This window comes from Streptomyces sp. NPDC059169, from assembly GCF_042755225.1.
GTDB lineage: Bacteria > Actinomycetota > Actinomycetes > Streptomycetales > Streptomycetaceae > Streptomyces.
This window is the reverse complement of sequence record NZ_JBHZCF010000015.1, coordinates 115,656-135,183: the sequence shown is the minus strand read 5'-3', so window position 1 is coordinate 135,183 and position 19,528 is coordinate 115,656. Positions and strand designations below refer to the sequence as shown.

Genomic DNA, 19,528 nt, shown 5'->3' with positions numbered 1-19,528 from the left:
TATTGTGTTTCCAGTGGAAGCGGGTAGTGTCCGGTCGTAGGCAGGCATTACCCCACATGAAACGGACCTGATCCCACATGTACGCACCCGAGCGTCAGCAGCGGATCCTCCATCTGGCCCAGGAGCGTGGCAGAGTCGATGTGCCCTCGCTGGCGGAGGAGTTCGGCGTCACGCACGAGACCATCCGGCGGGATCTGAGCGCCCTGGACCGGGCCGGGCTGGTGCGCAGGGTGCATGGCGGAGCGCTGCCCGGCGGGGGGCTGCATCTGGAGCCGGGGCTCGCGGAGCGGGACTCCACGGCCGCCGCCGACAAGGACCGGATCGCCAAGGCAGCCCTCGCGCTGCTTCCCGAGGAGGGCAGCCTGCTGCTGGACGCGGGGACCACGGTGTCCCGGCTGGCCGGACAGCTGCCTCTGGACTCCACGCTCACCGTGGTCACCAATGCGCTGCCGGTAGCCGCCCGGCTGGCTGAACACCCCCTGCTCAACATCCATCTGATCGGCGGCCGGCTTCGGCACCGTACGCAGGCGGCGGTCGACGCCTGGGCCCTGCGCGACCTCGCCGACCTGGAGGCCGACATGGCAGTGATCGCGACCAACGGCTTCTCGGCGCAGGCCGGACTGAGCACCCCGGACCTCGCCGAAGCCGCGGTGAAGCGGGCCATGGTGGCCAGCGCCCACCAGGTGGTTCTGATCGCCGACTCCTCCAAGTACGGCGCCCGCTACTTCGCCCGGTTCGCCACGATGAAGCAGGTGGACGTGGTGGTCACGGACACCGGCCTGACCGACGAGCAGGCCGACGAGATCGCAGCCCAGGGGCCGGAGGTGATCCGGGCGTGATCGTCACCATCACCCCGAACCCGAGCCTCGACCGCAGTTTCGAGATGACACGGCTGTCGCTGGGCGAGATCAACCGCGCCACGGTCGACCGGGTGGATCCCGGGGGCAAGGGCGTCAACGTCTCCCGCGCGCTGACCGCTGCCGGACACCGGACCACGGCCGTGCTGCCCCTCGGCGGGTTCTCCGGAATGCTGCTGTCCGAGCTGCTCAGGCGCCAGGGCATCGAGGTGGCGACCGTACAGCTGCGCGGCGACACCCGGATCAATGTGAGCGTCGTGGAGGCGAGCGGTGCGCTGACCAAGATCAACGCACCGGGGCCGGAACTGACTCTGCAGGAGTCGGAAGCCCTGCTCGCCACCGCACGCGGCTTCGCCGGGCCCGACACCGAATGGCTGGTCTGCTGCGGCAGTCTGCCGCGCGGCCTGGCGCCCGAGTGGTACGCCGATCTGGTCGCCCAGGTCCACGACGGCGGCGCCCGTATGGCGCTCGACACCTCCGGCCCCGCGCTGCTGGCGGCCCTCAAGGCCCGCCCCGAGGTGGTCAAGCCCAACAGGGACGAGCTCGCCGAGGCCGTCGGCCGCCCGCTCGCCACCATCGGTGAGGTGCTGGACGCTGCGGACGAACTGCGCGCACTCGGGGCGCAGCGGGTGCTGGCCAGTCTGGGCGCGGACGGAATGCTGCTGGTAGCGGACGAGGGCGGCTGGTACGGCAACGCGCCCGTGGCCGCCGTACGCAGCGATGTAGGAGCGGGAGACGCCTCGCTCGCAGGCTTCCTCGGCGCAGGCGGCGCCGGGCCGAAGGCCCTGGCAGCGGCGGTGGCGCACGGCGCCGCCGCAGTGAAGCTGCCGGGCAGTGCCATGCCGACTCCGGCCGATCTGGACATGGTCGGAGTCACCATCACGGCGGACATTCCGCTGCATCGGCCGCTCGGCGGCCGAACGGGCCGGCCTGCGGCCGGTCTTCAGGTCGGGGAAGGGGAACCGAGCGGACGCGACTGCGCCGACACGGACCCGGACAAGCCACATCCCTGTACCGCATCGGATCGGAGAGAGCCATGACAGACCTGACCCATCTCAAGCACGTGGAAGGCCACGGGTTCAGGGCCAGGGTGCAACGCCTCGGTGGTCACCTCGCCGGAATGGTGATGCCGAACATCGCGGCCTTCATAGCTTGGGGTCTGATCACCGCGATGTTCATTCCCACCGGCTGGCTGCCCAACGAGACGCTCGCCGAGCTGGTCGGCCCGATGATCACCATACTGCTGCCGGTACTGATCGGATACACCGGCGGGCGTCTGGTGCACGGCCAGCGCGGCGCTGTGGCCGGTGCGATCGCGACGGTCGGCGTGGCGGTCGGCTCCGATGTTCCGATGTTCCTCGGAGCGATGATCATCGGCCCGATCACCGCCTACCTCCTCAAGCTCGCCGACGGCTTCTCGGCCAAGCACACACGCGCCGGTTTCGAGATGCTGGTGGACAACTTCACCGCCGGCATCATCGGCGGCGCGATGGCGGTGGCCGGACTGCTCGGCATCGGCCCGGTCGTCTCAGCGCTCACCAAGGCCGCCGGTAGCGGCGTCGACGTCCTGGTCGACACCGGGGTGCTGCCGCTGGTGTCGATCATCGTCGAACCCGCCAAGGTCCTGTTCCTGAACAACGCGATCAACCACGGCGTGCTCTCTCCGCTGGGCGTGCAGGAGGTCACCGAGAGCGGCAAGTCCATCCTTTTCATGATCGAGACCAACCCGGGCCCCGGCCTTGGAATCCTGCTCGCCTACCTGCTGTTCGGTCCCGGGCGACTGCGTCCCACTGTTCCCGGGGCGATCATCGTCCAGTTCCTGGGCGGCATCCACGAGATCTACTTCCCCTACGTGCTGATGAAGCCGCGGTTGATCCTCGCAGCGATGGCGGGCGGCATGGCCGGGGTCGCCACCGCGATGGTCACCGGCGCCGGTCTCGTGGCAACGCCGTCGCCGGGCAGCATCTTCGCGTACCTCGCGGTCACGCCCAAGGGCGGCTACTTCGGGGTGTTGCTCTCCGTCGTGGTTGCCACCGGCGTGTCCTTCGCCGTGGCTGCCGCCCTGCTGCGCATCGGCCGTGCGCCGGAGCCGGAGGCTGATACGGACGAGGCCGAAACCACCGAGGCGCGGACCGTTCCGGTCGCGGCCATCAACTCCGTGGTGGTCGCCTGCGACGCGGGAATGGGCAGCAGCGTGATGCTGGCCAGTCAGCTGACCAGGCGCCTCAAGCCCTACGGCGTGACGGTCACGCACAAGGCCGTCAACGACATCCCCGAGGGCACCCAGGTCGTGGTGACGCACGCCGACCTCGCCGAGCGGGCCCGCTCGGTGGTACCGAACGCGATGATCATCCCCTTCCAGTCCTTCCTCAACGACCCGGCCTTCGACCGGCTCGAGGCCGCCATCCGGGACGGCGGCGAAGTCCATGCCTGACGTACTGCCCCGCGAGGCCATCCGTCTGGGTCTGAGCGCCGACAACCGGTGGGACGCCGTGCGCCAGTGCGGTGCGGTGCTGGAGGAACTCGGAGCCGTCGAAGAGGGATACACCCGGACCATGCTGGAGCGCGAACGCTCTGTCAGCACCTATGTCGGCGAGGGCGTGGCGATCCCGCACGGCACCGAGGGCAGTCGCGAACTGGTCCGCCGCACCACGCTCGCCGTGCTCCAGTTCCCCGTCGGCGTCAACTGGGACGGCGAGACGGTGACCACCTGCGTGGCGATCGCGGCCAAAGGCAACGAGCATGTCGCGGTGTTGTCGGCATTGGCTCAGATCCTGCTGGAGCCCGACCAGGCCGAGAGCTTGCGCTCTTCCTGCAACGTGAACGAGATCCACCAACTGCTCCAGTCGATCAGTAAGGAATTCGAAGAATGAGAGTGGCACGCTTCTACGCCCCCGGCGACCTGCGCCTCGAGGACGTACCGGAGCCTTCGCCCCTGCCCGATGAGGTCAAGATCCGGGTCCGCAACTGTTCGACCTGCGGCACCGATGTCAAGATCTTCAACCACGGCCACCAGCACCTGTCCCCGCCGCGCGTGATGGGGCACGAGGTCGCCGGTGAGATAGCCGCGGTCGGCGCGTCGGTCAGTGGGTGGGCCGAGGGCGACCGGGTGCAGGTGATCGCCGCCGTACCGTGCGGCGACTGCCGCGACTGCCGCCGCGGCCGGATGACGATCTGCCCGAACCAGACCTCCGTCGGCTACCAGTACGACGGCGGCTTCGCCGAATACCTCATCGTGCCGCACGCCGTGCTCAAGGTGGACGGCCTCAATCGGATCCCCGACGGCGTGAGTTTCGCCGAGGCGTCCGTCGCCGAACCCCTCGCCTGCGTCCTCAACGGCCAGGAACTCGCTGGCGTCGGCAGTGGCGACGAGGTGGTCGTCATGGGCGCCGGCCCCATCGGCGCTCTGCACGTGCGGCTGGCCCGGGCCCGCGGCGCCGCCCGTGTGATCCTGGCCGATCTCAACGCGGCGCGGCTGGAGATGTCGGCCGCGCTCGTACGGCCGGACGAGACGGTGTGCGGGGCGGACGGCGGCATCGTGGAGGCGGTCCTCAAGCTGACGGGCGGCCGGGGCGCGGACGTGGTGATCACCGCCGCGGCCTCGGGCGCGGCTCAGGAGGACGCGCTCGGGATGACCGCCCGCAGCGGACGAATCAGCCTCTTCGGTGGCCTGCCCAAGACCGCACCCACCATCACTCTCGACTCCAACCTCGTGCACTACCGGGAGTTGACCCTGATCGGCGCCAACGGTTCCAGCCCCGCGCACAACAGGCGGGCCCTGGAGCTGATCGCTTCGGGGGCCGTCCCCGTCGCCGACCTGATCACCCACCGAATGCCACTGGACAAGGTCGCGGACGCGATCGGCACAGTCGCGGCGGGGGAGGCGATCAAGGTCACGATCGAACCCTGAGCTCTGTGGGCCACGGTGCCACGATCGGGCCCTGGCCTGGATGCTCGGGCGTGGTCGCCGGACGCGCAGGAGGCTGTGCGGTTGCCGGCGGTGTCCGCGCTCGTAGAGGGGCGGGACAGGGCGGAGGCTGCGGCCGTGTTCAAGGTGTCGGTCCGGGCCGTGGACAACTGGTGGGCGAGGTGGCAGGGATGCACTTCATGGCCTTCGGTCAGCAGCAACTTGCTCTGGACCTCTCGACCTACCTGACCATCCATCAGGTAGGTCGGCCTCCCATCAGTGTCGGACCTGGGCGGTCTTCCGTACATGCTCCCGGCCGACGGCTTCGCGGCAGCTCGTTTCGCGCAGGTGCGAAGCCCGCTCGCCGCGGCACACGATGTCATGGAAGATCTTCAAGTCGAACGCATGCCGATGTACAGTGAGCGACGCCCCTGACCTGCAGAAAGCCGGCGGGGAGCCGTTTTCTAGGAGTCCAAGTGCTGCGTACCATGTTCAAGTCCAAGATCCACCGGGCCACCGTGACACAGGCCGATCTCCACTACGTCGGTTCCGTCACCGTCGACGCGGATCTGATGGATGCCGCGGACCTGCTCCCCGGAGAGCTCGTCCACATCGTCGACATCACCAACGGCGCGCGGTTGGAGACCTACGTCATCGAGGGCGAGCGCGGATCCGGAGTCATCGGCATCAACGGCGCGGCGGCCCATCTCGTCCACCCCGGGGACCTGGTGATCCTCATCAGCTACGCCCAGGTCGACGATGCGGAAGCGCGCGCCCTGGTGCCCGGGGTCGTGCACGTCGATGCCGCCAACCGCATCGTCGAACTGGGCTCGGACCCGTCCCGCCCCGTTCCCGGTAGCGACACCCAGAGCAGCCCCCACGCCGTCCCGGTCGCCGCCCAGGGCTGACCCCACCGGCCACACGGGAGCGAGGGGACCGCCGTGGCAGGGCGCGTGTTCCGCGACCACCGAGAGGAAGGCTGGCCGGAGGTACTCGAGGCCGGCGCGTTCGCCGGCCGCATCGCCTACTTCACGCTGGACTTCGCGCCCGCACCACTCGTCGCGGTACACGTCGTCGAACCGGGGGACGAGGACAAGGGCATCGGGAGCGCGGTGGTCCGCGAGTTCCACGCGACGGCGGCCCATGACGGACTGAGGGCCGTGACGCTGTGCCCCCAAGCCGCCGCGTGGGTGCTGCACCACCCCGACGAGGTGCCCACTGCCCCGTCCGAGCTGGTGCACGAAGCCGAGCGGCAACTGAAGCAGCATCCGAGGCCGTGACGGTCGGGGAGGTGGGGCCGGCGCCCGTTTTGGCCCTTCTGCACACCGCTCCGGTCCACGTCCCGGTCTTCGAGTCCCTGCGCGACGACAACCACCCCGGGCTTCGATTGAGGCACCTGGTCGACGAGGAGCTCCTTCGGCGCGCGCGGGCCGAGGGCCCGGACGCGGTGACGGACGAGGTACGCGCGGCACTCGCCGCTGCCGTCGCCCACGGTGCGGACGCCGTGTTGTGCACCTGCTCCACCGTCGGCGCGGTGGCAGAGCGGCAGGCCGCCGCCGTCGGCGTGCCCGTGGTCCGGGTCGACCGCCCCATGGCGCGACTGGCGGCCGCGCACCGTCGGATCGTGGTCGTCGCGGCACTCGCGAGCACCCTCGCACCCACGGTCGAGCTCATCCGGGAGGAAGCGGGAACGTCCGACCCGGACATCGACACCCGGCTGGTGGACGGGGCGTGGGAGCTGTTCGCATCCGGCGACGAGGACGGTTTCCTGGACGCGGTGGCGCAGGCCGTCGACGGGGTCCGGCACGCCCGGGTGATCGTTCTCGCGCAGGCTTCCATGGCCGGGGCGGCCGAGCGCGTCCGGACCGGCGTGCCCGTGCTGACCAGCCCGCGCACCGGTCTCGCCGCGGCGGCCGCCGCCGCGGGGTGTCCGCAGGTCGGCCAGGGGGAGACTGGAGTCGCCGTGCGCGGGCAGCCGCACCGTGGGAACACTTGAGCCGTACGGCCGACCGACCCCGGGAGCCCGCCATGACACACCCCGATCCCGTTCCTCCCGTACCCACCCCGCCGCCGGGCCCAGAGCCGGGACCGCCGGTGCCCGAGCCCGTGCCCCCGGCGCCCCCGCCACCGCCCGTGCCCGGGCCGGGCCCCGCACCGGGCCCCGTACCCCCTCCGGAGCCGCCGCCGGGCCCCGCACCGGATCCGGTCCCCAAGCCGCCGGGCCCGGATCCCGTGCCGGAGCCCGACCCGGGGCCGGGTCCGATCAGCTGAGCGGGCTCAGTCGCTGCGCACCTCCGACCGGTCGCCGCCCCACATGGTGTGGAACGAGCCGTCCCGGTCGGTGCGCCGGTAGGTGTGGGCACCGAAGAAGTCACGCTGGCCCTGGGTCAGGGCCGCGGGCAGTCGCTGCGCGCGCAGCGCGTCGTAGTACGCGAGGGCCGCGGAGAACCCGGGTGTGGGCACGCCCTGGTGCGCGGCTGCCGCCACCACGGCGCGCCAGTCGTTCTGCGCGGCGCCGATCTCCTCCGCGAACTGCTTGTCGGACAGCAGGCTCGGCAGTTGGGGCTGCGCGTCGTACGCGGCGCGGATCCGGTCCAGGAAGGCCGCGCGGATGATGCACCCCGCGCGCCAGATCGACGCCACTGCGCCCGGGTCGATGCCCCAGTCGTAGGCGTCGCTGCCGGCCTGGACCATGTGGAATCCCTGGGTGTACGACACGATCTTCGAGGCGTACAGGGCTTGCTCGACCTGGCCGGCGAAGCGGGCGGCCTCTTCCTCGCCGAGCGGCCGCGGCGTCGGCCCCGGCAAGGACCGCGACGCCTCCCGCAGGTCGGCGTGCCCGGAGAGCGATCGGGCGAAGACGGCCTCCGCGATACCGGAGACCGGGATCCCGAGGTCCAGCGCGATCTGCACGGTCCAGCGGCCCGTGCCCTTCTGCTCCGCGCGGTCGGCGACGACGTCGACGAACGGCTTGCCGGTCGCCGCGTCCGCGTGGGCCAGGACCTCGGCGGTGATCTCGATCAGGTACGAGTCGAGCCTGCCGGTGTTCCAGCTGCGGAAGGTCTCGGCGATCTGCCCGGGGGAGTATCCGGCGACCGCGCGCAACAGGTGGTACGCCTCGGCGATCAGCTGCATGTCCGCGTACTCGATGCCGTTGTGCACCATCTTCACGAAGTGGCCCGCGCCGTCGGGGCCGATGTGCGTGGTGCACGGTGTGCCGTCCGGGGCCTTGGCGGCGATCTTCTCCAGCATCGGCCCGAGCGACGCGTACGACTCCGGCGAACCGCCGGGCATGATGCTCGGCCCGTGCAGCGCACCCTCCTCGCCGCCCGAGATGCCGACACCCACGAAGTGGATCCCGCGCTCGCGCAGTTCGCGCTCGCGGCGCCGGGTGTCCGCGAAGTGGGCGTTGCCGCCGTCGATGATGACGTCGCCGGGCTCGAGGAGCGGTGCGAACTCCTCGATGACCGCGTCCGTGGGGCCGCCGGCCTTGACCATGATCACCAATCGGCGTGGGCGCTCCAGCGCCGCCACGAAGTCCTCGGGGCTCTCGGCCGCCACGAAGGAACCTTCGCCGCCGAACGCTTCCACCAGTTCGTGCGTGCGCGCCACGGTCCGGTTGTGCACGGCGACCGTGAAGCCGTTGCGGGCGAAGTTGCGGGCCAGATTGCGGCCCATCACCGCGAGCCCGGTGACGCCGATCTGGGCAGTACCACTCATACGTGTGCTCCTGGAGTCCGTCGGGAAGTGCCCTTCCACATGGCCAGTATGAATACGGGAGCACCGGGTGCGCCGTTCATGGCGCTGCGCGTCGCCTGCGGGGCGCATGATCCGCGGACGACGTCGGGCGGCGGCCCGCCCCGTGCGCCGTAACGCCTCGCGCACCCCCTTGTCATCGTCTGTGACGAGCCAATAGCTTTGGCCGCCGCTGATGCGTTCAAAGGGGGGACCATGGCCGTTCGTGGACGACACCGCCGTCACCAGCCGAGTCGTATCAACAGGGCCTCGCTCACCGTCACGGCGAGCGGAGCCGGATTGGCGCTGCCCCTTTTGGGCGCGAGCACGGCGGACGCCGCCTCGGTGGGCGTCTGGGAGAAGGTCGCGGCTTGCGAGTCGACCGGCAACTGGCACGTCAATACCGGCAACGGTTACTTCGGCGGGCTCCAGTTCAGCCAGTCGACGTGGGAGGGGTACGGCGGCACTGCCTACGCCCCGCGTGCCGACCTGGCGGGCAAGAACGAGCAGATCGCCGTTGCGGAGAAGGTGCTGAAAGGGCAGGGGCCCGGCGCCTGGCCGGTGTGTTCGGGGCGTGCCGGCCTCACCCGGGGTGGCCCGGCGCCGGAGGTGTTACCGGAGCGGCGACCCGCGAAGCAGGCCGCCGCAGAGACGAACAAGGACAAGAGCAAGAGCAAGAGCAAGAGCACGACGCGGCCGGAGCGCCGGCCGCAGGCCCGTGAGGTCGCAACCCCGACCACCGTGCCCACCCAGCGGGAGAGCTACACGGTGGCCCGCGGCGACTCGCTCTCGGCGATCGCGCAGTCCCAGCAGGTCAAGGGCGGTTGGCGGGCGCTGTACGAAGCCAACAGGAAGACCGTCGGCAACGATCCGGACCTGATTCGTCCGGGGCAGCGGCTCGTCATGCGGGTCACGGCGGCCCGTCCGGCCCCCGCACAACCGAAGGCCCCGCAGAAGGCGCAACCAGCCGGGGACCGCTCGTCCGCCACCCCGTCGCCGGCGAAGCCGAAGCCCGGGCACACCGCGGAGAAGGGCCGGAGCGACCGCGCCGCGCGGTCGGCGGGTTTCAGCGCTCCCGTCGCCGCCGGGCCGAGTACCCCGTACCGCAAGGCTGGTTCCTCGTGGGCGAGCGGCTACCACACGGGTGTGGACTTCCCGGTGCCCACCGGCACGTCGGTGAAGGCCGTGGCTCCCGGGCGGGTCGTCTCGGCAGGCTGGGCCGGTTCGTACGGCTATCAGATCGTCATCCGACACGGTGACGGCAAGTACAGCCAGTACGCCCATCTGTCCGCGCTCGCGGTCCGCGAGGGTCAGCAGGTCAACAGCGGCCAACGGATCGGGCGTTCGGGTTCCACCGGCAACAGCACGGGGCCCCACCTCCACTTCGAGGTGCGTACGGGGCCGGGGTACGGCTCCGACGTCGACCCCCTCGCCTACCTGCGCTCGGGTGGCGTCACGATCTGACCTGCGGCACAGCGGCTACGTTCCCGGGCCGCGCCGGCAGCCGCCACCGTAGAGGTCGGCGGCTGCCGTGACGTCACGGGCGCGGCCACGAACGGCACGGCACGGCAGGGCTGTCGCGCCCGGTCGTGGCGCGAGCGGGCCCGCTCGCAGCCGCTTCGCACTGCCGGTGGATTCGGGCCGGCCCGTCGCCCCGCGGGCCGGGCCCCAGACGATCTGTGAGATCTGCGGCGTTTCCGCGTGTTCACGCGGCTTCGGTCAAGGCCGAGGAACCGGTCGGGGAGCGGGATGTCACACGAGGGGGGCGGCTTCGCGGACGCCCCCGAACAAGTCCGGACAAGCCCCGGATCCATGACAGGGTGGACTCGTGAACGGGCAGGTACTGCGGCGTGTCAGGTCGGTGCCGCGACGGAACGGGTGAGACGTGGTGGATGGGGACCAGTCGGCCTCCATGGGTGGTTTCTTCGCGGTACGAAAGGGGGGACCGGGGTCCGGCCACGTTCCGCTCGCACAGTTGTACGCAGGGGACCTCGAGCCGTTGAGCGGGCGCATCGACCGGGTCGGTGCGCGGCTGCGCACCCCGGAGCGGAGGGTCGCCGCCTCGATCGTGCACCTCGGGTTCGCCGCCCGACTGTGGTCGACGGCGCTGGGCCCGGCCGCGCTGCACGGGGTCTTCCCCGACCCTGACGCCGGGGCCCTGCACTGGAACCCCGGGGCATCGGTTCCCGACGACCTGTGCTGGGCGGCGGAAGGGGTCCTCCCCGGCACGGTGGACCACATCCGTGAAGCCGTGCAGTACGGCCATCTCGTGCCGTTCTCCGCAGCGTTGCGCCGCGACGTCCGCATCTCCTCGCGGTTGTTGTGGGGGAACACCGGTTCGGCGCTCGCCGGTGCCCTGCATGAAGTCGAGCGCTGGGCGCGTGCGCATGGCCGCCCCGAGGTGACCGACCGGGCCCGGGTGCTCAGCGCGGGGCTACTGAGCCACCCCGATCTGTCCGGCACGGTGAGCGGCCCCGGCCTGCGCAGGACCAGTTGCTGTCTCTACTACCGGTGCCCGGCCGGTGGGCTGTGCGGCGACTGCGTCTTCGACCGCCCGCCTCGACGGCCGTAGCGGCCGGGTGCACGGGCGCCTCTACCGTCGTGGCCGACGGGGCCGTGCCCGAGCCGCCCCGGGTGGGCGCACAGGCCCGGGCGGGGTGTGCGTCACGCGGGGGGTTCGGCGCTGCGGTCCCACGGACGATCGGCGAAGCGACGCGTCCGCGGGCCCCCGCGACCGGGCACGGTCCGGAATCAGGACCCGTCTGCCGGCGTCCCGCGGGAGGTGCGGCCTGCCTCTGCGTCGGCCACGTCTCCCCCGTGGGGGGACCGGCCCGCCCCTGGGCTGGTGGGGGGCGGGCCGGAGCGGTTGGTCGTCGGTCGTCAGAACCCCCTCGGCGCCGGAGCGGACGGCGCGGTCAGGCGCAGTCCAGATAGGCCACGTGGATCCACACGCCGGTGCGACCGCCCCACAGGTCGCCCATGACCCAGCTGCCCTCCTGCCCGCGTGCGTTCATCTTCTGGCCCCTGTTGACCTGCCCCAGCACGGGGTAGGCGGTGCCCGGGCCGCCCCGGTAGTTGACCTCGTTGTCGTTCACGGTGCACACCGTCTGCGCCGTCTGCGGAGCTGCCCGGTGGGAGCCCACGGCGGTGGGCACGGACGCCGTGGCGGCGCCGGTCGTCGCGACGACCGCCCCCGTGGTGGCGACCGCCACGGCGAGACTCGTGAGGGCTTTCCTCAACCCGGTCATCTTCATCTCGTTCGTTCCTTCCCCTGGTCGGTGGATGACTTCCCCTTGCGAGATCCACCATGGGCCGTCTGCGTCCGGAGCAGTACCTGACGTATGTCAGGGAGGGCCGTGGCCCTTCACCGCGAGTACTCGGCGAGGTACTCCTGCACTTCGGCCACGTACGGCCGGGTGCGCGCCGGTACGCCGCGCTCTTCCGTGATCACCCGGGCGCTGGTGCGGTAGCCCGCTGCGATCAAGGCGGGCAGGTCCTGGGTGAGGCCGTTCTCCTTGAATTGCTGGTCCAGGTAGCACAGGAACGGGCCCATGGCGGCGATGGCGTCCGGTGCCGACATGTAGTCCTTGCGACCGTCGCCGTCGCCGTCCAGCGACCACGCGCGGAACACCTCGGGAGTCCACATGGCGATGCCGTACTCCCGCATGCGGATGCCGTTGCTCGTCCTCACCCGTACGGCGTCCGGATCGAACCGGCTCTCCGCCTTGAGCATCGCGGCGATGAGCACCGGCGTCACTTCGCGCTCGGGGCAGCGCATCGCGGCGTTGACGATGTGCGGCCGCAGCGCCGGCGGGATGTCCGACCGCGCCGGGAGCGCGCCGGTCGGCGTCGCGGGCCGGACCGGTACGCCGCCCGCCGCTGCCGCGTCCTCCGGTCCGGCCCCCGCCCCGGTGGCGAGCACCACGCCCGTGCCGGCCGCCGCCGTGAGCAGCGTCGCGCACACTGCCAGGAGCACCGTCGGGCGCCGGCGCGGTGTGCGGTCCGGGACGTGGCACAACCGCGCGGTGCGGGCGGCCAGTTCACCGGCGGTGAGCCGGGAGCGTGAGACGTGGTCCGGGCGAAGGCACTCCGCGATCAGCCGCCGCCATTCCTCCGGCACGGTCTCGTCGAGTCGGAGCCGGGCGCCGCCCCGCGCGTAGGTCTGGGCGGCGAGCGCTCGCGCCCGCGCGGTGGCACCGGGGAAGGGGTGCAGCCCGCCGGTGAGCACCTGGTGGGCCAGCACGCCGAAGGCCCACACGTCTGCGGTCGGGCGCAGCTTCGTCCCGCGGAACCCGGTGCGTTCGGTCCACCACTCGGGCGGTACGTGGTCGAGGGATCCGAGGGGGAGCACATAGGCGTGCGTGCCCTCCAACTCGGCGGTGAGGCCGAAGTCCGCCAGCCACACGGCACCTCGGGGACCGAGCAGGACGTTGGCGGGTTTCAGGTCGCCGTGGATCCGGCCACGGGCGTGGAGGTGTGCAAGGCCGGCGGCCACGTCGCGCAGCACTTGCCGGGCCCGCGGCGCCGGCCGGCCGGCGCCGCCGGCGAGCAGGTCCTGGAGGCTTTGTTCGGCCCGGTCCATGACGAGAGCGGTGAGACCGTCGAGCTCCGGCCGGAGCTCGTCGCGGACGGTGAGTACCGTGTGCGTGCGCACCAGGTGCGGATGGTCCGCCTCGAGGGCGAAGCGCACCTCGTCCGTGACGAGCGCCTCCATCGACGTCCGTTGACCCGGGGTGAGCAGATCGGTACGGAGGAACTTGATGGCGGCGGGGGAGCCGTCGGCCGTGCGCTCGACGGCGTACACACTGCCCCAACTGCCTGCTCCGACAGGTTCCTTGACCGTCCACTGCCCGACCCGGTAGCCGACCGGGACCCTGATGGAGGGCATGCTTCCGCGAGACATCCCCGTGTGCCCTTTCGCGTCGCGTTCGTGAGGTCTGCGCCGGTGGCGCGCCCTGCAGGCGGGGGTGGTCGACCCCGACCCGAACCGTCTGCCCTACGTCACCGCCGTCTCGGGGGACCCGGCCAATAGTGCGAGGTGCTCCTCGCGCACCAGATCGAAGCGCAGGGCGAAGGACACCAGCTCGTCGCGCTTGCCGCCCACCTGTCCGCCCGGCTGCTCGGCCTCGTCGCGCAGCCGCAGCTTCACGGTCGTGAGGTAGTCGATGTGGTAGTTCACCGCCGACCGCGTCAGATCCGCACAGGACCGGAGCGGCCGCAGCCGCTCCAGCACCTCGGCGACACCGGGTACGGCTCCGCTGGAGCGGTGACGGAGCCGAGGCTCGCAGAGCGCGAGGAGCACCAGGAAGTACTTGGACGTCGGGTCGAGCGTGAACGGGCTCGTGGTCGGCTCGCCCATCCCGGGCCACGGCTCACCGTCCATATAGGCGTGTTCGGGTGCGAACACCTTGAACGCTGCTTCCGCGTCCCTCGCCGGGAGCACCACCCGGGAGAATTCGAACGGGATGGGGGCACCGATTCTGCCGGGCGCGACTTTGACGTGCTCGCCGGCGCCCTCGAGGTTTTCGACGACATAGGTAGCCGTCCGGCTGAAATTCGAAAGTCTCCAGTAGTCCTCGGCCGCCGTGATCTGTCCGGCCCGCCGTGACACGCCGGGATCGTCCAAGGTCACGGGTGCAGGGGCATCCGGTGCGCCCCGACCGAATTCCGCCGTGTTTCCCGGACCCAGTTTCAGCAGCCGGGGTTTCTGCGGTCGGTTCGCGGGCCTTCCGCCGTCACGTACGGACCGCCTTTCGGCCTGACGTTCGGGCAATTGCACGATGACGGTGTCCATGTTGCGTCTCCCCCGTGATGAGCGTCGACATTCTACCGGGTGGATGTCGCTCCGTGTGGTCGTGCGGGCGACGCAGGGTGACGATCCGCGGGTCTCCGGGCTCGATCCTCCGCCCCGGTGGGTGACCGCTGCGGGTACGCGGTTTGGCGTAGGCGGTCCCCGCTGACGTAAAGTTCCGCTTTTGGAATCCCCGTTTTGGAATCCCCAAACGGTCACAGGAACGGAACGGCAGCGGCGATGACGGTGACACAGGACGGCCCGGGCCGAACGTGCGGGCCCGACCAGGAGTACGGGCCGGGCATCGACCCGGAGCGCCTGGCCGTCTGCCTGAGCGTCCTCGAGGAGCTCGATCGGCTCGAGGTCGACCACCCCGACGCGATCACGGTCCGCCGTGCCACCGCGGGGATCTACCGGACCGTGAAGCAGCGCCGCCGCCAGGAGCGTCGGGCCGCCAAGACCGCCCACGACAAGGCGGTCACCGAGGCCACGGCCACCGGGTCCGCCGAGCGTATCGACGACGAGACGCAGGGGCTGCTGCCCTCCTCCTCCGTGGTGGGCGAGATCGCCGGCGTGCTCCAGCGTCCGCGGTCCTGCTACATCTGCAAGACCCGGTACGTCGAGGTCGACGCGTTCTACCACCAGCTGTGCCAGAAGTGCGCCGCTGAGAACCGGGCCCGTCGGGACGCCCGTACCGACCTCACCGGCCGTCGGGCACTGCTCACCGGCGGACGTGCCAAGATCGGCATGTACATCGCGCTGCGGCTGCTCCGCGACGGCGCGCACACCACCATCACCACCCGCTTCCCCAATGACGCCATACGTCGTTTCAAGGCGATGCCGGACAGCGACGAGTGGATCCACCGCCTCAAGATCGTCGGAATCGATCTGCGCGATCCCGCCCAGGTCGTCGCCCTCGCCGACTCGGTCGCCGCGGAAGGCCCGCTCGACATCCTGATCAACAACGCAGCGCAGACCGTGCGCCGCTCCCAACACGCGTACAGCGAGCTGGTCACCGCCGAGAGCGCTCCGCTCCCCGCGGGCGAACTGCCGGCCGCCGAGGTGATCGGCACCTTCGGTAGCGGCGGCGTGGACCGGATGGCCGCTCTGCCCGCTCCCCGTGCGGAGGGCTTGACCGCGCAGGAGGTCACCGACCTCGCGCTGGTCCCCGGATCGGCGTCGCTCGCCCGCATCGAAGCGGGCACCGCCATCGACGCCGGTGGCCTCGTGCCCGACCTGCACGACAGCAACAGCTGGATCCAGACCGTCTCCGAGGTCGACCCCGTCGAGCTCCTCGAGGTGCAGCTGTGCAACTCGACGGCGCCGTTCATCCTGATCAGCCGTCTCCGCCAGGCGATGGCCGCGTCCCCCGCAGAGCGCAAGTACGTCGTGAACGTCTCGGCGATGGAGGGCGTCTTCGGTCGCGGTTACAAGGGGGCGGGACACCCGCACACCAACATGGCCAAGGCTGCGCTGAACATGCTGACCCGCACCAGCGCCCAGGAGATGTTCGAGGCCGACCGCATCCTGATGACCGCGGTCGACACCGGCTGGATCACCGACGAGCGTCCGCACCCGGACAAGATTCGTCTGGCGGCCGAGGGCTTCCACGCCCCGCTCGACCTGGTCGACGGGGCCGCACGGGTGTACGACCCGGTCGTACGCGGTGAGGCGGGCGAGGACCTCTACGGATGTTTCCTGAAGGACTACGCGCCGGCGAACTGGTAACCCGTTCGGACGCATGCATCCCCCGGGTGGCCCATGGCTGCACGGGGGTTCGCCTTACCCGATGGGCCGTCATCTCAGCGGGTCTTCCTCTACAGAACCACCCGATGTGACGCTCGCCATCGAGCGTATGGGCGCTCATTTGGTTAGTCTGGAGCGAACGGACGGCCACCAAGGGCCCACGAAACCCCCTCGGCCGCCGTGGGACAGGCCCGCAACCACGGTCCGCGATCCCGCCTAGGAACGGCGCCACCGCGACCGAAACGCCCTTGTCCCCCTGTTGCGCGACGCAGAGGAGTGCGCGGTGACACCCGAAATGACGAAGCAGGAACCTTTGCCGGCCGGCCGGAGCGAACGAGCCGGGCGCCACGACGAACTCGGCAGCCTCGAGGTCTGGGCCAGGTCGGCACCGATCCGGTTGGCCGGATACGAGGACGACCTCGCGGAGCCCCACATCCTGCCCGGTATCGACTAGCCGGCTGCCGGACCGACGCGTACCCCCCGATCCCCGAAGGGTCGGGGGGTACGGCCGTCCACCGTGGCCCGCGGTGCGGGTCGACCCTATGGGTGATGTGTCGCCTCACGCCCGTTCGGCCGGTGCGCCGGTGGTGTCCAGGCGGGTTGGGGGGAGGAAGTCGCGCAGGTAGCGCCGTTGCCACCAGGCCCCCGTGGTCCTCAGTCCGGGCCAATCCGTGAATTCGTAGTGGTAGAGCCGGGCCCGGACGAAGCGGGGCGGCGTGTCGGGGAAGGGGTTGTGGCGCAGGAGTCGCAGGGTGTCACGATCGTTGTCGAGCAGTCGTTCGACGAAACCGCCGAACCAGGATCGGGCGTACGCCGGGGACAACGCGGCGAACCACATCAGCCAGTCGAGGCGCAGGTGGTACGGGGCGAACTGCCGGGGCATGCGCCGGACATCACCCGGTTTGCCGTGGAATCCGTACTCGCGCCAGATCGCGCCGGGACCCGGTACCGACGCGTCCGTGCCCTCCACCACGACTTCCAGCCGGACCCGCCCCACCGTTCCGAACGCCCCGTAGGTGTTGACCAGGTGGAGGGAGTCGAAGGAGCGGTTCATCGCCTGGTGCCGGGAGAGCAGATTGCGCGCCGGGCGGTAGCTGAGCGCCAGCACGAGCGCGGTCACCGCGATCACGAGGACCTCGTACCAGAGGGGCGCGGCGGGCAGCGGACGGGGCCCGGAACGGGATGAGAAGTCCACGGCGGACAGCGCCAGCGCGATCGTCAGCCAGTTCAGCCAGGAGAAGTTCCCCGACAGGACCAGCCACAGCTGGGTCGCCACGATCAACCCTGCGGCCACGCTGGCGACGGGCTGCGGGGTGAACAGCAGCACCGGCACCAGCAGTTGGGTGATGTGGTTGGCTCCCGCCTCCATCCGGTGCAGCGGCCCCGGCAGGTGATGGAAGAACCAGCTCAGCGGGCCGGGCATGGGCTGGGTCTCGTGGTGGAAGTACAGGCAGGTCAGCCGGCGCCAGCAGGCGTCGCCGCGGATCTTGATCAGCCCTGCGCCGAACTCCACGCGGAAGAGCAGCCAGCGCAGCAGCCACAGCACCAGCACGGGCGGACCCGCCCGCTCGTTCCCCAGGAAGATCGCGAGGAAGCCCGTCTCCAGGAGCAGCGACTCCCATCCGAAGGCGTACCAGGTCTGGCCGACGTTGACGATCGACAGGTACAGCCCCCACAGCACGGCCCACCACAGCATGGCGGTCCACAGCGGCAGGCGGTCGGCCGCGCCTCCCACCAGCCCGCCCGCGAGCACCACGCCCGTCCAGGCGCATCCGGCGAAGAAACGGTCCGAGTAGTGGAGTTGGAAGAGGCTCGGCGCCCGACGCATCGGGACGGATCGGACGTATGCGGGCACGGGGAGCATGCCTCGGGTGCCGATGAGTGCGCGGAACTGCAGCGCCGTCCCGAGGAAGCCCACGAGGTAGACGACGGCCAGGGCGCGTTGGAACACGAGCCGGCTCAGCCAGTAGTCGGGTGCCGTGAACCACTCCATAGCGGACGACTCCATCGGGTGTTCCTCCGGCTGCCTCCCCCCTCGTGCCCCTTTCCAGTATCAGCCCGCCGCCACGATTCGCCGTAGCGCGGCGCCCAGCCGTCGCGCGTACATCCGCTGCAACAGCGGTACGAGTGGCCCCGCGGCCCGCGTGTACCAGCGCGCGGGCGTGCTGAAAGCTGTCACGGTGAACCAGACGGAGTCGTCGTCCCGCAGTTCCACGGTGAAGGACTCCTCGCCGCGCTCCGGGTGACCGTCGGTGGTGCCGTAGGCGAAGCCGGTGCGTTCCCACTCGTGCTCCGTCCAGACCACCCGGCAGGGTGCGTGGAACCGGAACGGGCCGATGCCGACCGACAGCTCGACGGCCGTCCCCGGTTCGGCGTGCGGAGAGCCGGCCCGCACCCGTGCGCCGGTGGCCCGGTGCATCTGCCAGGTGGTGACCGCCGTCGCCGCGGCTTCGAAGGCGGCGCGGCCCCTGCCGACTCGGGTGCGGTGATGGAGGTGGTGGTAGCCGTCCGGGAGGCGGTCGAGACGGGTCGCGCCGGTCTCCGGGTAGGTCAGGGTCGATGTGGGTGTGCGCATGGTGCGGTCTCCTGCGGGTGTGGGGTGTTCGGTGTCGTGGGGTTCTCGGGCTACGGGTTGTGGGTTGTGGCGTCCTGGCTGAGCCGGTACCTGGCCAACAGCGAGCAGAGTGCGAACCCCAGGGCGTTGGCGAGGCCGTGGGTCGAGGCCATCCAGGTGAGGTTCGGGTGGGGGAGGCCCGTCGCCTCGCCCACCGCCCAACTGAGCGCGAGCAGCATCGTCACCGCCAGGACGACCGCGGACACCGCGAGCAGGAGGCGGGTCGGCCGTTCGGTGCCGCGGGTGCGCACCTCCTGCCAGGTGAGCGCGGCGATGGTCCACATCCCCGCGGTGAGCACGAGTGCGCCCACCAGCTCCGCCCAGTCGTCGACGAAGTAGCCGAGGAGGACGAGGAGCGTGCCGACGGGGACGCTGAGCGCGGCGAAGCGCCCCGCCGGCCCGTCGGCCCCGCGACAGACGAGCCCTGCCACCAGTGCCGCGGCGAATCCCGCGAAGTGGAAGTGGGGCACGGTCAGCGCCAGGATCTCCAGATCGAAGCCGAAGAGGCGGTGGCCGGCCCTTTCCGCCACCAGAGCGGTCGCGGCGACCGCAGGCGCGCTCAGGGCCGTGAGTACGGCGACCTCGGCGGGGGTGAGGCCGTCTTCCACGGCCTTCCGTAGCCGTGTCGCCGCGTGCAGTGCGAGGGCGACCGTGGCCAGTGCGTACGCTGCGGCCAGGGCGGTGGCGGCGGGGCCGCGGGGAAGCCAGAGGGATACCGCGCCAGGCAGGGCGAGGAGTGGCCACAGCCGGCGGAGCGCCATCGGCGCGGGTGTGCCGACGAGGCGGAGGCCGACGGGCACGACCACCAGCATGCCCAGCATCACGATCACGTTGACCAGAACGGTCATGGAGAGCCCCCCTTGTTTGAACGTGTTCAA

Annotated in this window: 19 protein-coding genes and 1 pseudogene; 13 read left to right on the top strand and 7 right to left on the bottom strand. The window is 71.0% G+C overall.

Translation table 11 applies throughout. The features are described 5' to 3' along the window. Nucleotides 1-77 precede the first annotated feature (77 nt). The 9 genes and pseudogenes from ACFXOM_RS25880 (at nucleotide 78) to ACFXOM_RS25840 (ending at nucleotide 6,760) form a co-directional block, all read left to right on the top strand. Complete coding sequence (locus ACFXOM_RS25880) at nucleotides 78-839, top strand: DeoR/GlpR family DNA-binding transcription regulator (RefSeq protein WP_384942126.1); 762 nt, start codon at nucleotides 78-80, stop codon at nucleotides 837-839. Next, the gene (gene pfkB, locus ACFXOM_RS25875; protein ID WP_384942124.1) at nucleotides 836-1,897 is read left to right on the top strand and encodes a 1-phosphofructokinase; all 1,062 of its coding nucleotides are present in this window, start codon (nucleotides 836-838) and stop codon (nucleotides 1,895-1,897) included. The genes ACFXOM_RS25880 and pfkB overlap by 4 nt, the downstream gene beginning before the upstream one ends. Further along, nucleotides 1,894-3,291: a PTS mannitol transporter subunit IICB gene (locus ACFXOM_RS25870; protein ID WP_384942122.1), complete on the top strand. Its 1,398-nt coding sequence runs from the start codon at nucleotides 1,894-1,896 to the stop codon at nucleotides 3,289-3,291. Before pfkB ends, ACFXOM_RS25870 begins: the two co-directional genes overlap by 4 nt. After that, on the top strand, nucleotides 3,284-3,730 hold the full coding sequence (locus tag ACFXOM_RS25865; protein ID WP_384946950.1) for a PTS sugar transporter subunit IIA: 447 nt from the start codon (nucleotides 3,284-3,286) through the stop codon (nucleotides 3,728-3,730). Before ACFXOM_RS25870 ends, ACFXOM_RS25865 begins: the two co-directional genes overlap by 8 nt. Then, a complete protein-coding gene (locus tag ACFXOM_RS25860; RefSeq protein WP_385039502.1) occupies nucleotides 3,727-4,767 on the top strand; it encodes a zinc-dependent dehydrogenase in 1,041 nt (346 codons plus the stop codon). Before ACFXOM_RS25865 ends, ACFXOM_RS25860 begins: the two co-directional genes overlap by 4 nt. Before the next feature lie 81 nt (nucleotides 4,768-4,848). Further along, nucleotides 4,849-4,953: pseudogene (locus ACFXOM_RS25855) on the top strand (helix-turn-helix domain-containing protein); the annotation flags it as partial. A gap of 287 nt (nucleotides 4,954-5,240) precedes the next feature. Further along, on the top strand, nucleotides 5,241-5,672 hold the full coding sequence (panD, locus tag ACFXOM_RS25850) for an aspartate 1-decarboxylase (RefSeq protein ID WP_384946953.1): 432 nt from the start codon (nucleotides 5,241-5,243) through the stop codon (nucleotides 5,670-5,672). Nucleotides 5,673-5,705: 33 nt separating this feature from the next. After that, nucleotides 5,706-6,044 (top strand): N-acetyltransferase, encoded by a 339-nt coding sequence (locus tag ACFXOM_RS25845; protein ID WP_384942114.1) that lies wholly within the window; start codon nucleotides 5,706-5,708, stop codon nucleotides 6,042-6,044. After that, a complete protein-coding gene (locus ACFXOM_RS25840; RefSeq protein ID WP_385039499.1) occupies nucleotides 6,041-6,760 on the top strand; it encodes an aspartate/glutamate racemase family protein in 720 nt (239 codons plus the stop codon). The genes ACFXOM_RS25845 and ACFXOM_RS25840 overlap by 4 nt, the downstream gene beginning before the upstream one ends. A gap of 281 nt (nucleotides 6,761-7,041) precedes the next feature. Here ACFXOM_RS25840 and gndA read toward each other — a convergent pair whose 3' ends face one another. Then, on the bottom strand, nucleotides 7,042-8,484 hold the full coding sequence (gndA, locus tag ACFXOM_RS25835; protein WP_384942111.1) for an NADP-dependent phosphogluconate dehydrogenase: 1,443 nt from the start codon (nucleotides 8,482-8,484) through the stop codon (nucleotides 7,042-7,044). Nucleotides 8,485-8,715: 231 nt separating this feature from the next. Between gndA and ACFXOM_RS25830 the strand changes: the two genes are divergently transcribed. Then, on the top strand, nucleotides 8,716-9,963 hold the full coding sequence (locus ACFXOM_RS25830) for a peptidoglycan DD-metalloendopeptidase family protein (protein WP_385039497.1): 1,248 nt from the start codon (nucleotides 8,716-8,718) through the stop codon (nucleotides 9,961-9,963). A gap of 424 nt (nucleotides 9,964-10,387) precedes the next feature. After that, entirely contained in the window at nucleotides 10,388-11,071 is a 684-nt protein-coding gene (locus ACFXOM_RS25825; RefSeq protein ID WP_385039566.1) for a (2Fe-2S)-binding protein, read from the top strand. Nucleotides 11,072-11,414: 343 nt separating this feature from the next. Here ACFXOM_RS25825 and ACFXOM_RS25820 read toward each other — a convergent pair whose 3' ends face one another. The 3 genes from ACFXOM_RS25820 to ACFXOM_RS25810 all read right to left on the bottom strand — a co-directional run bounded on the left by ACFXOM_RS25820 (nucleotide 11,415) and on the right by ACFXOM_RS25810 (nucleotide 14,293). Next, complete coding sequence (locus ACFXOM_RS25820) at nucleotides 11,415-11,753, bottom strand: SH3 domain-containing protein (protein ID WP_384942107.1); 339 nt, start codon at nucleotides 11,751-11,753, stop codon at nucleotides 11,415-11,417. A 110-nt stretch (nucleotides 11,754-11,863) separates the two neighbouring features. Next, the gene (locus tag ACFXOM_RS25815) at nucleotides 11,864-13,387 is read right to left on the bottom strand and encodes a serine/threonine-protein kinase (RefSeq protein WP_384946959.1); all 1,524 of its coding nucleotides are present in this window, start codon (nucleotides 13,385-13,387) and stop codon (nucleotides 11,864-11,866) included. A gap of 108 nt (nucleotides 13,388-13,495) precedes the next feature. Next, nucleotides 13,496-14,293: a serine/threonine protein kinase gene (locus ACFXOM_RS25810; protein ID WP_384942103.1), complete on the bottom strand. Its 798-nt coding sequence runs from the start codon at nucleotides 14,291-14,293 to the stop codon at nucleotides 13,496-13,498. 237 nt (nucleotides 14,294-14,530) lie between these two features. On the opposite strand from ACFXOM_RS25810, the gene ACFXOM_RS25805 reads away from it, so the two are divergent. Both ACFXOM_RS25805 and ACFXOM_RS25800 read left to right on the top strand, forming a co-directional pair. After that, entirely contained in the window at nucleotides 14,531-16,018 is a 1,488-nt protein-coding gene (locus ACFXOM_RS25805; protein ID WP_384942101.1) for an SDR family NAD(P)-dependent oxidoreductase, read from the top strand. 301 nt (nucleotides 16,019-16,319) lie between these two features. Beyond that, a complete protein-coding gene (locus ACFXOM_RS25800) occupies nucleotides 16,320-16,490 on the top strand; it encodes a hypothetical protein (protein WP_385039494.1) in 171 nt (56 codons plus the stop codon). A 105-nt stretch (nucleotides 16,491-16,595) separates the two neighbouring features. Here the strand turns inward: ACFXOM_RS25800 and ACFXOM_RS25795 are convergent, their stop codons facing one another. The 3 genes from ACFXOM_RS25795 to ACFXOM_RS25785 are packed head-to-tail and all read right to left on the bottom strand — an operon-like array spanning nucleotide 16,596 to nucleotide 19,498. Beyond that, nucleotides 16,596-18,029, bottom strand: a complete 1,434-nt coding sequence (locus ACFXOM_RS25795) for a lipase maturation factor family protein (protein ID WP_385039563.1) — start codon at nucleotides 18,027-18,029, stop codon at nucleotides 16,596-16,598. 60 nt (nucleotides 18,030-18,089) lie between these two features. Next, on the bottom strand, nucleotides 18,090-18,611 hold the full coding sequence (locus ACFXOM_RS25790; protein ID WP_385039491.1) for a DUF1990 family protein: 522 nt from the start codon (nucleotides 18,609-18,611) through the stop codon (nucleotides 18,090-18,092). A gap of 50 nt (nucleotides 18,612-18,661) precedes the next feature. Next, entirely contained in the window at nucleotides 18,662-19,498 is an 837-nt protein-coding gene (locus tag ACFXOM_RS25785) for a YndJ family protein (RefSeq protein WP_384942095.1), read from the bottom strand. Between the last annotated feature and the right edge of the window lie 30 nt (nucleotides 19,499-19,528).